The organism is Agarivorans sp. Z349TD_8 (genome assembly GCF_050870825.2).
GTDB lineage: Bacteria > Pseudomonadota > Gammaproteobacteria > Enterobacterales > Celerinatantimonadaceae > Agarivorans.
In genome coordinates this window covers 520,117-534,371 of sequence record NZ_CP194037.2, presented here as the reverse complement: position 1 = coordinate 534,371, position 14,255 = coordinate 520,117, and the positions used below count along the sequence as shown (strand labels likewise).

Below are 14,255 nucleotides of genomic sequence, written 5' to 3'. Positions count from 1 at the left end.
CCCGGTTCTCCTATTTAGCGTTGCGCTTGTTACCGCGCTTCGGCTTAGAAGGAGCTTCAGGAGCTGCAGCCACTGGCATACCGCCAAGAACTTCACCTTTAAAGATCCAAACTTTAACGCCGATGATACCGTAGGTAGTCAACGCTTCTGAAGTTGAGTAATCAATATCAGCACGAAGTGTATGCAATGGCACACGACCTTCACGATACCATTCAGCACGAGCAATTTCTGCTCCGCCTAAACGACCACTAACTTGAACCTTGATACCTTTAGCGCCTAGACGCATTGCATTTTGCACGGCACGCTTCATAGCGCGGCGGAACATAACACGACGTTCTAGTTGACTAGAGATAGAATCTGCTACTAATTTCGCATCTAACTCAGGCTTACGAACTTCTGAGATGTTGATTTGCGCAGGTACGCCCGCTAATTTAGCGACGTTCTTGCGAAGTTTTTCAACGTCTTCACCTTTTTTACCAATCACAACACCTGGACGAGCAGTGTGAATAGTCACACGGATGCTCTTGGCAGGGCGTTCAATAGTAATGCGAGAAACAGAAGCACTTTTCAATTCTTTAGTTAAGAATTGACGTACTTTGTGGTCGCTAAAAAGATTGTCTGCGTATTCACCTTTATCGGCATACCAGGTTGAATTCCATGGCTTTACGATACCTAGGCGAATACCATTAGGATGTACTTTCTGACCCATTGCTTATCTCCTAGTTATCAGATACAACCACAGTGATGTGGCTGGTACGCTTGATAATACGGTCGGCTCGGCCTTTAGCACGAGGACGAATACGCTTTAAAGTTGGACCATCATCAACAAAGATTTTGGCAACTCTTAACTCGTCGATATCTGCACCTTCGTTGTGCTCAGCATTAGCAATCGCAGATTCTAGAACTTTTTTAACAAGTCCTGCTGCTTTCTTGCTGCTGAATTGCAACGTAACAAGTGCTTTTTCAACTGGTAGACCACGTACTTGATCTGCAACCAGGCGTGCTTTCTGCGCAGAACCACGAGCAAAACGGTGTTTAGCTAAAGCTTCCATCATCTAACTCCTACTTCTTCTTCGCTTTCTTATCAGCAGCATGGCCGCGATAAGTGCGAGTTGGCGCGAATTCACCCAGTTTATGACCGATCATTTCATCGGTAACAAATACTGGAACGTGCTGACGACCATTATGGACAGCGATGGTCAAACCGATCATTTGTGGAATGATCATTGAGCGACGAGACCAAGTTTTCAATGGTTTCTTGTCCCCGCTTTCCACCGCTTTCTCTACCTTCTTCAACAAGTGTAGGTCAATGAATGGACCCTTCTTGAGAGAACGTGGCATGGCGATTCCCCTTATTTCTTAGAACGACGGCGTACGATATATTGATCCGTACTCTTGTTTTTACGAGTTTTGTAACCTTTGGTAGGTACACCCCATGGAGTAACTGGATGACGGCCACCAGATGTACGACCTTCACCACCACCGTGTGGGTGATCAACTGGGTTCATGACCACACCGCGAACGGTAGGACGAACACCACGCCAGCGCGTTGCACCAGCTTTACCAAGTTTACGTAACATATGCTCACCATTACCCACTTCGCCTAAAGTAGCACGACAATCAGATAATACTTTTCGCATTTCACCGCTACGCAAACGTAGAGTTACATACGCACCATCACGCGCAATAATTTGAGCGTAAGCACCAGCAGAACGTGCTAATTGAGCACCTTTACCAGGCTTCAATTCAACTGCATGAACAGTAGAACCTACTGGGATGTTGCGCATTGGTAAACAGTTACCAGTTTCAATCGGTGCGTCAACACCAGACATCAGTTTAGCTTCTGCTTTTACACCCTTAGGTGCCAAAATGTAACGGCGTTCACCATCTGCGTACAATACCAAAGCAATGTGAGCACTGCGGTTTGGATCATATTCAAGACGTTCTACTTTCGCAGGAATGCCATCTTTATCATTTCGTTTGAAGTCAATCAAACGGTAGTGTTGTTTATGACCACCACCGATGTGACGAACGGTAATTACACCGCGGTTGTTACGACCACCAGACTTCGACTTACTCTCCAACAAAGGAGCGTAAGGCTTGCCTTTGTGCAGGTCAGTGTTTACCACTTTAACAACGTGGCGACGACCAGCAGATGTAGGCTTACATTTTACAATAGCCATTTAAGATAACTCCTCTTACTCTGCGGCACCGGTGAAGTCGATGTCAGAACCTTCAGCTAAGGTGACATACGCTTTCTTCACGTCGTTACGGCGGCCGAAACGTGCTCCGTGACGTTTAGTTTTACCTTTAAGGTTCAAGGTAGTAACGCCTGTCACTTCAACTTCGAATAATTTTTCAACTGCAGCTTTGATTTCTGCTTTAGTTGCGGTGTTCACAACTTTGAATACGATAGTATTATCGGCTTCAGCAGACATAGTGCTCTTTTCAGAGATATGTGGAGCTACTAGTACTTTCAACAAACGTTCTTCGCTGATCATGCTAACCACTCCTCAATTTGTTTCACTGCATCAGCAGTTACCAACACTTTATCAAAAGCAATCAAGCTAACTGGATCAATACCAGCTACATCACGAACGTCTACTTTGTAGAGGTTACGTGCGGCCAAGAATAAGTTTTCATCAATTTCACCAGTCACGATTAATACATCGTTCAAGTCAAATTCTTTCAACTTAGCAACTAATTCTTTAGTTTTAGGCGCTTCAACGCTGAATTTTTCAACCACAATCAAACGTTCTTGACGAACAAGTTCAGACAAGATGCTGCGGATTGCACCGCGGTACATTTTCTTGTTAACTTTTTGGCTGTGATCTTGAGGCTTAGCTGCGAAGGTTACTCCGCCACTACGCCAAATTGGGCTACGAATTGTACCGGCACGCGCGCGGCCTGTACCTTTCTGACGCCATGGTTTCTTACCACCACCTGATACTTCAGAACGTGTTTTCTGAGCACGAGACCCCTGGCGTGAGCCTGCAGCATATGCAGTCACTACCTGGTGAATCAACGCTTCGTTAAAGTCACGTCCGAAGGTAGTTTCGGAAACTTCAAGAGCGCTTTGGGCGTCTTTCAATACCAATTCCATTACTATCTCCTAACGTTACGCTTTAACAGCAGGTTTAACGATCACGTCACCATTGGTAGCGCCGGGTACAGCACCTTTTACCAAAATTAGGTTACGTTCAACATCAACACGTACGACATCTAGGTTTTGCGTAGTAACACGCTCTGCACCCATATGACCGGCCATCTTCTTGCCCTTAAATACTTTACCTGGGCTTTGGTTTTGACCAATAGAACCAGGAGCACGGTGGCTCAAAGAGTTACCGTGAGTAAAATCTTGAGTTGCAAAGTTCCAGCGTTTAACACCGCCTTGGAACCCTTTACCTTTAGATGTACCAGTAACGTCTACTTTTTTAACTTCATTGAACAAGTCAACTTTCAGCTCACCGCCTACAGCAACTTCTTCACCTTCACCGTCAGCTAGACGGAATTCCCACAGGCCACGACCCGCATCAACACCAGCTTTAGCAAATTGACCTGCTTCTGGTTTGTTCACGCGACTTGCTTTTTTAGCGCCGGTGGTCACTTGCAGAGCACGATAACCGTCGCTTTCCTCAGTGATAACACGAGTAACGCGGTTTGGCTCACATTCGATTACGGTAACTGGAATTGAAACGCCTTCTTCAGTGAAGATGCGAGTCATTCCAACTTTACGACCGATTAGACCAATCATTGTAAAAACCTCTTATTAGTCAGACTTAGGTTTAACCCAAGCTGATTTGCACATCTACACCAGCAGCAAGGTCAAGGCGCATCAAAGCGTCAACTGTTTTATCAGTTGGCTCAACGATGTCTACAAGACGTTTGTGGGTGCGAATTTCATACTGATCACGCGCGTCTTTATTCACGTGCGGTGATACAAGAATGGTGTAACGCTCTTTACGAGTAGGTAGTGGAATAGGACCACGAACCTGAGCGCCAGTGCGTTTGGCAGTTTCTACGATTTCCGCAGTAGATTGATCGATCAGACGGTGATCAAATGCTTTCAAGCGGATTCGAATTCTTTGGTTCTGCATTACAGAGCTCCAAATTAAAAATTAAAGAACCTAACACACACCAACAACATCCAATTCCAATATTTGGGGATGGTAGTGCGCGCGACGAGTAACGTTTGCTTCCAAATCGGAAGCACTGTTATCAGACAACTTATATTGAGTTATCTGCATGAGCCGTTCGAGAACAACTCAGCCACTAACTTAGTGAGCCGCGCCATTATACTCAGGCAAAGTAAAAAAACAAGCGAAACCACAAATTTTGTGTAAATGCTGAACAATTATTCCAAATCACGATGACGAACCATTAAGCAGCTCGCAAAACCATAGTTTTTACAGGGCTATAATCATTAACTACTAACATAGTTGTGGATCACCATGACCGAAAAATACCGCTTATTGGTACTAAGCAAACAAGATTGGTCCGCTGTATTTGCTGCGCCGACAAGACCTTGGCTGTTTTCTCAATTAGATACGATAAGTGACCCTAAAGCTTTACAAACTTTATTCAACGATCAGCGACTTCGGCTAGTCGTCATTGACTTAGCCTTATTGACCGAGCAAACCAGCCATATTGCTCAATTAGAAGTCTTAATCACTCAGCATAAATCGACTTTTCAAATTTTGCTGTATGCCAATCAGCTCCCGGATGCAAAACAACTATGTCAATGGGTCAATAGTTTTCAGCCACGCGGAATCTTTGGTCCCGAAGTTAATTCGACAACATTGCTGCAAGCTATCGAGCAACATTGGCCTGTCGCAGCGCTAATTACCCCTCAGCAACAATGGCTCGCCAAGCAATTAGCCGCCAAAGTGGCTCAATTTCGGGCCACGTTTTTTGATTACACTGAGCTGAGTGATGAGCAGTTATCCGATAAAGTAATTAGCGCCCTATATACTTTCTTTCAAGATAACGACGAAGATCACCTATGTCGAACTTATAGTGCCAATCATATTCTTACCCAAGAAGGGAAACCCAATCAATTTCTTTGGTTTATTGCCAAAGGAGAAGTCGTACTTAATAAGCAGCAAGAAGGAAAAGTATTAGAAGTTGCTCGTATGAGAGCGGGTTCCTTAGTCGGCGGAATGTCATTCGTTACCGGTGAACCTGGTTTTACCAGTGGTATCACCTCAATGCAGACCGATGTCATCAAACTCGACCGACCCACCTTTGCCAAAGTGCTAGATTCTAGTAATCAATTACTCCCCCTATTCACCAATTTATTATTGCGGCATTTTAATCGGCGCTTACAAAAAAGTATTCAAACCAAACTAACCTTGCAAAACACCTTGGACTCACTAGATTCTGCCCATGAACAGCTGATCGAAAAAGAAAAGATGGCGGTACTAGGCCAACTAATTTCCGGTGTTGCCCATGAACTTAACAACCCGGTCGCGGCAATCATTAGAGGGAGTGACACGATTGCGACTCAACTCCCGCAAATATTGGAAGGCAACTTAAGCCACTCACAAACAATGCTTGGGCAGCGGCTATTGAAAATGGCTTTAACACTGACGCCAATGTCCACCAGCGATATCCGCCAGCGGAGTAAAAATTGTATCAAGCTGTTTGGCGATGCCATCAATGCTCGTAAAGCAGTGAGTATTGGCTTAGACCACCCAGAAACGCGCCAGCAATATTTAGAATGTCGAGCCAACTGCAGCCATAACGAGCTAATCGGTGCGCTCGAACGCTATCATCAGATCGGTAATTTTCTGCGTAATATTCAAGTTTGCGCGTCTCGAATTTCCGGCCTAGTGAAAGGTCTCAAGCACTATGCAGGTCAAGATCCAGAACAACCCGTCTTAGCCGACTTAAATGAAGGCTTAGCTGAAACCTTAGTTATTTTGGAAAATCGGCTACGTCATTTCGAGGTGGAATGTAACTATGGCCTGTTGCCTATCTATCGTTGTTACCCAATCGCTTTACAACAGGTATGGACAAATTTGATTGCCAACGCACTCGATGCTATGGGCACCAATGGCAAACTATTAATAACAAGCCAATATATTGAAGGCTCACCGCCCCTTATCAAAGTAACCGTTGAAGACAATGGGGATGGAGTGCAGCAAGAACTGATCGACAGAATTTTCGAGTTGAACTTTACCACCAAGCGTGAAGGAAATTTTGGTTTAGGGATCGGCCTTACCGTTTGCCAGCAAATTGTCGGACAACATGATGGCAGGATAGAGGTTGAATCTGAACCCGGACAATTCACTCGATTCATTGTTAGCCTACCACTAAAACCGAATTAAGACTTAAGGAGTCTCACCATGCAGCAACTACTGATTTTATGTGTTGATGATGAACGTGAAGTACTTGACAGTGTACTACACGACATCATGTCTTTAAGTCCACCTTTCGTGATTGATGGCGCTCAAAGTGTCGCCGAAGCACGCGAGGCAATTACCGACTTTGAACAACAGGGGGGCAAGCTTGCGCTGATCTTAGCCGACCATATCATGCCCGACGAACTTGGCATCGACTTTCTCATTGATCTCAACCACACAGCCAATACCGAGGCAGCAAAAAAAATACTATTAACCGGTCAAGCGGGACTTCACGATACCATTGAAGCAATTAATCGTGGAGGGTTGAACTACTACCTAGCCAAGCCATGGACTCAGGAATTACTACTCAACATCGTCATTGAAAAACTCACCGACTACGTCTTAGAGCATTGTGATAATCCGATGCCCTATGCTCAGGTACTCGATGGCGCCAGAATTTTTAGTCATGTTGGGCAACACCGGATGGATATAAAAAGTTAGAGTGGTACTAAAGCAGTAATGGATAGCGCTGGCGTTGACGAAGCTTAAGCGCTTACCGAGACACACCGATTGTCAGGGTGAAGCAACTGACAACATGCGCAACGCAAACCAAGGGGCTGGCTTAATTTGCCAACAGGTGGCTAACTGGCGTTCATTCACCCGTACCTCATCAGTTGCTAAGTCTTATCGATCAGACCTCGGGCTCATACTCAGAACCGTCGAAACCAAGCCCTAAGCAATATCACTTCTATCACAACAATATTTACCGCGATGGTTCTTTAAACATCTCCATCGGTGATGCATATCTGCTCGATTAAGTACTCGCGAGACTTATTTAATTACAACGCTCCCCTGAGCGCTGACCTTGTATTTTACTACCTGTAAGATCTTAGAAACTTTGGTTTGCATTTGTTTACTTAAAGCGTCTGAATTAGGCAGGCGGCTATAGATTTGGTAGTTTTGGAAGAAGACTTATCTCTTAGTACTTGAGAAGCAAGTTGAGATACACTGCTAGATATGACATGTAGCGCTCAGTATTTGGGTTATTTTGCTGGTTTATCAATATAAGGGGGATACCTTGGATTACAAAGAACTAAGAGAGTACCTGCTATCTAAGCCTGAAGCCGAGCTCGATTTACCATTTGCACCTGATGTTCCTGTCTTCAAGGTAAGGAAGAAAATGTTTGCCTTGGTCGGATGGAAAAATGAATTGATGCGCATCAACCTAAAGTGCCAACCCGAGCAAATTGACGCATTATTGGATATTTATCCTTCGATTACTCGAGGTTATCACATGAATAAGCGCCACTGGATTAGTTTGTACTTTGATGGTGGTGACGCAGAACATGAGGTATTCAGGCTTATTGATAACTCCTATGAGTTAGTTGTCAGAGGGATGAGTAGGAATGTTCAAGCCCTGCTCATTGGTTTAGCTGACGAGTAGATTTCCGTGAATCCCTCAAGCAAACCGCTTGACTGACTTGACCATAAAAATCTCTAATTTGCTAGCTAACCTCACCAATCATTTCCCCCAAAAAAGCCCCATCAACTGATGAGGCTTCTATGCAGTACTCAATATTGACTCAATCTAAGCAACATTTTGCTTATGGATCAGCGTCTTGTTATCAAGGGTAAACTCTAAAGCCACTTCATCACAAGCATGCTGACGGGGACAAATATCGCAATCTTTCATCACCTTCTCTGGCAACATGCTCTTCGAAGTGGGGCTAAAGCCAAGCTTCATGAAAAATTCTGGCACTCGGGTTAATACAAATACCTTCTCGATTTCCATTTTCTTGGCTTTTTTCATCAGATGCTGAACCATTGCTCGCCCCTGACCCGTGCGCTGTGCACTAGGGTTCACCCCTAAAGAGCGGACTTCCGCTAAACCGGTGTCGTATAAATAAAGTGAAGCACAACCGGTCACCTTACCCGCTTGCTCACTCACCGTAAAATCACCGATTGCCTGCACTAACTCGGGGCGAGGGCGCGGCAGGTTTTCACCCGCTTGCGACCAGTAATTCACCATCTCTTCGATGGTATCTAAATCGGTCATGCGTGCAGAGCGAACGTATAGACCTTTCACATTGCGTTTCGATAAACGAGTTTCAGCTTCAGTTAGCGCATGCTCGACCTGCTCCGGAGCCACGCCACCTAAAGCTTGACGCTTGCCTAAAGTGGACTCAAGAGACAAGTTTGGATAAACATCGTTTTCAATTTCCGGTGCGAGCTCTTTAAATTCGGCTAAGCTCAGCTCTTCTAAAGGCACGCCTTTCTCAATCGCGGTCACCACAGCAATGCCCACAATATGGTGGGCTTCACGGAACGGGATCCCTTTGGCAACCAGATAATCTGCCAGTTCGGTGGCATTAGAGTAACCACCTTTGGCCGCTTCAATGGTGGTTTCTTCGTGCACATCCATATCATCGAGCACCAATTCAGCCATCGCTAAACAGTCACCCCAAGTGTCTAAAGCATCAAATAAACCTTCTTTATCTTCTTGCATGTCTTTGTTATAAGCTAAAGGCAAGGCTTTTAAGGTCATCATGATGCCCGACAGCGAACCGTATACTCGGCCCGCTTTACCACGGATCAGCTCCAAGGCATCTGGATTTTTCTTCTGTGGCATCAGCGATGAGCCAGAAGTCACTTGATCAGATAAATCTAAGAAAGCCGATTCGCCAGAGTTATAGAAAATGAGATCTTCTGCCATCCGCGATAGGTGGATCATACTAATCGAGGCGGTTGAAATCAGTTCCACCACATGGTCACGATCTGAGACCGAATCCAAGCTATTACGGGTTGCCCGGCGAAAACCAAGGTCTTTAGCAATTTGCTGGCGGTCCATCGGATAGGCGGTGCCCGCTAGAGCGCCACAGCCCAGAGGACAAACATCCAAACGACTTAAGGCATCTTGCAGACGCGAATAATCACGCTCAAACATCTCAACATAGGCCATCGCCCAGTGAGAGAAAGTAACCGGTTGGGCACGCTGCAGATGAGTATAACCAGGTAAAACAGTATGCTGTTGTTGACGAGCAAATTTAACCAGCTTTTGTTGCAGCTTATCGAGATGCTCCAACAATTCAATACCTTGGCTTTTACACCAAAGTTTTAAATCGGTGGCCACTTGGTCGTTACGGCTACGTCCAGTGTGCAATTTCTTACCAAGATCACCCACTCGTTGAATTAGTTGGGTTTCAACCCAAGAGTGAATATCTTCGGCATCACTCCCCAAAATCTGTTGTGGGTTTTCGGCGACTTGCTTACCTAACTCCAGTAAAGCCTCTTCCAAACGCGCTTGCTCATCAGCATTCAGAACACCAACACTGAGCAAGGCCTTCGACCATGCAATTGAACCGGTTATATCTTGCTCGGCCAATCGATAATCGAAACGCAACGAGTCATTAAACTGCTTAAATCTGGAATCTGCAGCTTGGCTAAAACGCCCACCCCACAATGCCATTTTACTCTCCATTTATTATTGCAAAGACCTCAGTGCCATTAGCCTCTGAGGTCTAGGTATTTCTTGCTTATACTTCGGCCAAACTTATTTGCTATTTAAAGCGCGGATCCGGCTAGCTAGAGAGTATAAACGAATAAAGCCTTCAGCGTGCTTCTGATCGTAGACTTGATCTTCTCCAAAGGTTGCAAATGCTTCCGAGTACAAACTATTTGGCGAGCGTTTTTGTACAACTTGTGCTTGCCCTTTGTACAACTTCACAACCACTTCGCCATTCACGTCTGCCGCTAAAGACTCCGACGCTGCTAATACAGACTGGCATAAAGGTGTGAACCAACGACCATCGTATACTAAGTGAGCCATTTGTTGGCCGACGGTTTCACGCCAGATGCGCGAGGTTTTATCGTGCACTAACTCTTCAATACCTCGAAGCGCAGCAACAATCACCGTACCACCCGGTGTTTCATAACAACCACGCGACTTCATGCCCACGGTACGGTTCTCAGTAATGTCGATACGACCAACGCCATGAGCAGCAGCAATCTCATTCAGTTTCGAGACCACTTGGTAAGGACTAAGTGCTTCATCGTTGACCGCAACGACTCGGCCTTGTTCAACTTTTAGACTCACATACTCTGGCTGGTTAGGCGCATCAATCGGATCAACCGTTAAGGTCCAAACGCCTTTGCTTGGCTCGTTCCATGGGTCTTCCAGCTCACCACCCTCGTGAGAAATATGCCAGACATTGGCATCACGGCTATAAATTTTTGTCGCTGAAGCAGTGGTTGCGATATTTCTTTCGGCAAGATATTCAAGCAAATCTTCACGACTTTCCATGCTCCATTCGCGCCACGGTGCAATCACCGTTAAATCAGGCGCTAAAGCAGCAAAACAGCTTTCGAAACGAATTTGGTCATTGCCTTTACCCGTACAGCCATGGCAGACCGCATCGGCACCAACTTTACGAGCGACTTCTACTTGCGCTTTGGCAATAATTGGCCGAGCCATAGAAGTACCAAGTAAATAAGTTCCTTCGTACACGGCCCCCGTGGCAATCGTTGGATAAATATAGTCAGCAACAAACTCTTCTTTAAGATCAATGATGTGACACTCAGAAGCACCAGAAGCTAAGGCTTTTTCTTCTAAGCCGATGAGTTCTTCCTCACCTTGGCCTACATCAGCACAAAAAGCGACGATCTCACAATTATTATAGGTTTCTTTCAACCAAGGAATAATGGCTGAAGTATCCAAACCGCCAGAGTAGGCTAAAACAACTTTTTTAATATCGGTCATGTTGAGGTATTCCTTGTTCTGTCCAGCAATTATTGCTGAAAATCCACTAATTTAATAAAGAAACTAAGACTGCGTTTTGCGCGTGCATCCGGTTTTCAGCCTGATCGAAAATCAGCGACTGAGGACCATCCATAATCTCGGAGGTGATTTCCAATTCACGATGTGCTGGTTGGCAATGCAATACATGCTTAATACCACAATTTTGCATTAACTGGCGATTAATTTGATAAGCCATAAAACGATCTTTGACTGACTGTAACGGCGTATCATCACCCATCGACACCCAAGTATCGCCATAAACCACATCATAGCCCTTGATATCATCAAGCTTATCGGTCACTACGATTTTACCACCATGAGCCTTGGCTAATTGGCGTGCCGTTTGTACAATTTGAGCGTCGGGATTAGAACCCAAGGGACAAACCGCGGCCACTTCCATCCCCAAAATAGCACCACCCAGTAACAACGAGTGAGTGACATTATTGCCATCGCCCAAGTAAGCTAACTTCACTTTACTCAAGTCCGTATAGTGTTCACTAATCGTTAAAAAATCGGCGAGCCCTTGGCAGGGATGGTACAGGTCACACAAAGAGTTAACGATGGGTACCGAGGAATGAGCTCGCAAGGTTTGCAAGGTTTGGTGTGAGAATACTCGTGCTACGATGGCATCGGCCCAACGGGTAATATTTGAAGCGAAGTCTTTAACACTTTCACGCTCACCCATGGCGCCATTTTGCTGGTCGAGGTAAACCGCATGTCCACCAAGGCGATTAATCCCAATATCGAAGGTCACACGAGTACGCAAAGAAGGTTTTTCAAACAGGGTGACCACACTTTTTCCAGCAAGGCTTTGCGCATAATCGGTCGGCGTTTTTTTAATTTTTGCGGCCAACTCGAGTAGACCTAAAATCTGCTCTTGACTTAGCTCCTGCAAGCTCAGTAGGTGTTTCATATCGCTCATCATCTATCCTTAAATTTGTACCTGAGTCCCGACTGACTCACCGTTATATAATTGACCCGCGAGCAAACTTGCTAATTGCTCAGCATCTTTCCAAGAAGCCAAAGCAACTGGTGCTTGTAAAAAGGCTGCCGCATCAAGCGCCGCTTTAACCTTGACCGTCATGCCGTCGGTAATCACCCCATCGTCAATCAACTGTTGCGCCAATTGACCGTCAAGCTTAGCAATTAACTGCTTATTTTGGTCTAATACACCTGCAACATCAGACAATAACACCAACTGCCCTTGAAGTAATTGACACACCGTTAAGGCCGCTTGATCTGCATTGACATTATATAATTCACCATCACTTCCAATCCCTATCGAACTAATCACAGGGACATGGCCCAGCTCAATTAAACTGTTCAGTAACGCCGGGTTTGCAGCTGAGGCTTCGCCTACATGCCCTAAACGCGGATCCATTGGTGTCACCCGACAAGAGCCTGCATCACTTAAACACAAACCAACCGCTGACAGTCCAGACTTCAGTGCTCGCGCTAATAGCAATTTATTACTAGTACCCGCTAAAGCACCCACCACATAGGGGATTTGCTCTTTAGGCGTAATCCGCAAACCATCAAGTTTTTCTGAGACAAAGCCGGTTTTCGCCAATACGTCTTCGACAACTACGCCACCACCGTGTACTAAAACAATAGGCTGAGAAACTGCCTCTAAAGCGGCAAATAAATTATCTAAGGCGTGGGAATTATTCAATACCGCACCACCTAATTTAATCACTAAAGTTTTCATACAGAACCTTAAACTAATGCCGTTGTGGCGGCAAAGCCATTGCGAATATTGAGGCACTGAATAGCCTGACTAGCGGCCCCCTTCAACAAGTTATCTTCCGCAGAAACCACAATCAGATCATCGCCCTGCTGTTGCCAAGCCAAATCGATAAATGGCGTATATTCTACTTTAGTAATCGATGGCCATTCGTCTGCTAATAAACGCACAATTTGTTGCCCCGCATAAGCTTGTTGATAAGCTTCATTCACCTGCTCTGGTGTAGTTCCCGGTTTTAAAATGACATTAATCGTCGCTAAGATACCGCGCTTAAAATTGCCAAGATGTGGCGTGAAGATCACCGGATGACCGAGATGCGTGGCGATTTCCGGTTGGTGACGATGCTTAAATACACCATAAGGACTTAGGCTCACCTCGCAGAAGCTACTATTTAAAGACGCTTTGCGCCCAGCGCCACTCACACCACTGGTTGCGTTAATTACCGCTTTACTATTATCAGCAATCAAACCCGCCGCCGCCAAAGGTTTTAAGGCCGTTAAAGAAGCCGTAGGATAACACCCCGCCACCGCGACTAAATCAGTTTGTTTAATCTGCTCGGCATTCCATTCAGCTAAACCATAGACCGCTTTATCCAGTAATTCGGGATATTGGTGAGTAAAACCATAGTAGGTTTCATAAAACTCGGCATCTTGCACCCGAAAAGCACCCGAGAGATCAAATACCTGACAACCAGCAGCTAAAAAGGCCGGCGCCAAATCATGACTAACTTCATGTGCGGTTGCCAACAACACAATGTCAACATTGGCAAAAGTACTGGCGATATCAGCCACCATTAGAGGCTGAACTGGTGCATCAACAATACCGCGTAATCGACCATGTAAACTGGATAAAGACTTACCCGCATCGAGACTTCGCTCGGAGACAAATAAGCCTGCAAGTTGTAACTGCGGATGGCGACTCACATAGCCTGCCAACTCCGCTCCGGTATAACCACTCGCTCCAATAATCGCAGCCTGTAACATCGTGTCTTCGTTCCCTTCACATTGGTAATATTTTCATTTGTGACAAAGCTTAGCGCCGCTGACAAGTTTAATAAAAAATCATTATTTTAAACAAGCTGAACCAAGCTATGCTTCAATTATTGCGGAGCATACCACAAGTAATTCGTTATGCAATAATAATGCATTTTTATTTATTGTAATATTTGTAAAAAATACTAAAATCGTGGCTAATCCTCTAAATTTACCGATGACCATGAGATACGCAATAGGCCTGAGCGCTTGATCCACCTCAAAGGAACTCAGGTTACCTGTAATTTTATTACAGGTGCTTTGACTATAAGCGCAGTCTTAGGTATGTTTTTGGGCTAGGAATAGGGTAATTTAGTAAATTAATTTCAATAATCGCTAGC

The 14,255-nt window shown here is 45.2% G+C and carries 16 protein-coding genes; 3 read left to right on the top strand and 13 right to left on the bottom strand.

Annotated elements, in window-relative coordinates; translation table 11 throughout:
• Window positions 1–10 precede the first annotated feature (10 nt).
• Genes rpsC through rpsJ form a run of 8 tightly spaced genes read right to left on the bottom strand, consistent with a single transcriptional unit; the run spans window position 11 to window position 4,097 of the window.
• Window positions 11–709 (bottom strand): 30S ribosomal protein S3, encoded by a 699-nt coding sequence (gene rpsC / locus ACRRS1_RS02325; RefSeq protein WP_329775581.1) that lies wholly within the window; start codon window positions 707–709, stop codon window positions 11–13.
• Window positions 710–719: 10 nt separating this feature from the next.
• Window positions 720–1,052, bottom strand: a complete 333-nt coding sequence (gene rplV, locus ACRRS1_RS02320; protein ID WP_432456110.1) for a 50S ribosomal protein L22 — start codon at window positions 1,050–1,052, stop codon at window positions 720–722.
• 10 nt (window positions 1,053–1,062) lie between these two features.
• Window positions 1,063–1,341 (bottom strand): 30S ribosomal protein S19, encoded by a 279-nt coding sequence (gene rpsS, locus ACRRS1_RS02315; protein WP_026959667.1) that lies wholly within the window; start codon window positions 1,339–1,341, stop codon window positions 1,063–1,065.
• Window positions 1,342–1,352: 11 nt separating this feature from the next.
• Window positions 1,353–2,183 carry a 50S ribosomal protein L2 gene (gene rplB, locus ACRRS1_RS02310; RefSeq protein ID WP_432468491.1) on the bottom strand — a complete coding sequence of 277 codons (831 nt, stop codon included), beginning with the start codon at window positions 2,181–2,183 and terminating at the stop codon, window positions 1,353–1,355.
• Window positions 2,184–2,198: 15 nt separating this feature from the next.
• Window positions 2,199–2,501: a 50S ribosomal protein L23 gene (rplW, locus tag ACRRS1_RS02305; RefSeq protein WP_432454760.1), complete on the bottom strand. Its 303-nt coding sequence runs from the start codon at window positions 2,499–2,501 to the stop codon at window positions 2,199–2,201.
• Window positions 2,498–3,103: a 50S ribosomal protein L4 gene (gene rplD, locus ACRRS1_RS02300; protein ID WP_432454761.1), complete on the bottom strand. Its 606-nt coding sequence runs from the start codon at window positions 3,101–3,103 to the stop codon at window positions 2,498–2,500. The genes rplW and rplD overlap by 4 nt, the downstream gene beginning before the upstream one ends.
• A gap of 15 nt (window positions 3,104–3,118) precedes the next feature.
• Window positions 3,119–3,754: a 50S ribosomal protein L3 gene (rplC, locus tag ACRRS1_RS02295; RefSeq protein WP_432454762.1), complete on the bottom strand. Its 636-nt coding sequence runs from the start codon at window positions 3,752–3,754 to the stop codon at window positions 3,119–3,121.
• A 31-nt stretch (window positions 3,755–3,785) separates the two neighbouring features.
• Complete coding sequence (gene rpsJ, locus ACRRS1_RS02290) at window positions 3,786–4,097, bottom strand: 30S ribosomal protein S10 (protein ID WP_137674375.1); 312 nt, start codon at window positions 4,095–4,097, stop codon at window positions 3,786–3,788.
• Between the two features lie 354 nt (window positions 4,098–4,451).
• Here rpsJ and ACRRS1_RS02285 point away from each other — a divergent pair, with 354 nt between their 5' ends.
• The 3 genes from ACRRS1_RS02285 to ACRRS1_RS02275 all read left to right on the top strand — a co-directional run bounded on the left by ACRRS1_RS02285 (window position 4,452) and on the right by ACRRS1_RS02275 (window position 7,788).
• Complete coding sequence (locus ACRRS1_RS02285; RefSeq protein WP_432468493.1) at window positions 4,452–6,329, top strand: ATP-binding protein; 1,878 nt, start codon at window positions 4,452–4,454, stop codon at window positions 6,327–6,329.
• Window positions 6,330–6,347: 18 nt separating this feature from the next.
• The gene (locus tag ACRRS1_RS02280; protein WP_432468494.1) at window positions 6,348–6,845 is read left to right on the top strand and encodes a response regulator; all 498 of its coding nucleotides are present in this window, start codon (window positions 6,348–6,350) and stop codon (window positions 6,843–6,845) included.
• A gap of 577 nt (window positions 6,846–7,422) precedes the next feature.
• Window positions 7,423–7,788: an MmcQ/YjbR family DNA-binding protein gene (locus tag ACRRS1_RS02275; protein WP_432468495.1), complete on the top strand. Its 366-nt coding sequence runs from the start codon at window positions 7,423–7,425 to the stop codon at window positions 7,786–7,788.
• A gap of 144 nt (window positions 7,789–7,932) precedes the next feature.
• On the opposite strand, the gene argH is transcribed toward ACRRS1_RS02275, so the two are convergent.
• The 5 genes from argH to argC form a co-directional block, all read right to left on the bottom strand.
• Window positions 7,933–9,810, bottom strand: coding sequence for an argininosuccinate lyase (gene argH, locus ACRRS1_RS02270; protein WP_432468496.1), 1,878 nt, complete (start codon window positions 9,808–9,810; stop codon window positions 7,933–7,935).
• 84 nt (window positions 9,811–9,894) lie between these two features.
• On the bottom strand, window positions 9,895–11,100 hold the full coding sequence (locus ACRRS1_RS02265; RefSeq protein ID WP_432468497.1) for an argininosuccinate synthase: 1,206 nt from the start codon (window positions 11,098–11,100) through the stop codon (window positions 9,895–9,897).
• Window positions 11,101–11,146: 46 nt separating this feature from the next.
• Window positions 11,147–12,052, bottom strand: a complete 906-nt coding sequence (locus ACRRS1_RS02260) for an ornithine carbamoyltransferase (RefSeq protein WP_432468957.1) — start codon at window positions 12,050–12,052, stop codon at window positions 11,147–11,149.
• An 18-nt stretch (window positions 12,053–12,070) separates the two neighbouring features.
• A complete protein-coding gene (gene argB, locus ACRRS1_RS02255; RefSeq protein WP_432468498.1) occupies window positions 12,071–12,847 on the bottom strand; it encodes an acetylglutamate kinase in 777 nt (258 codons plus the stop codon).
• An 8-nt stretch (window positions 12,848–12,855) separates the two neighbouring features.
• Complete coding sequence (gene argC / locus ACRRS1_RS02250; protein ID WP_432460772.1) at window positions 12,856–13,866, bottom strand: N-acetyl-gamma-glutamyl-phosphate reductase; 1,011 nt, start codon at window positions 13,864–13,866, stop codon at window positions 12,856–12,858.
• Window positions 13,867–14,255 lie beyond the last annotated feature (389 nt).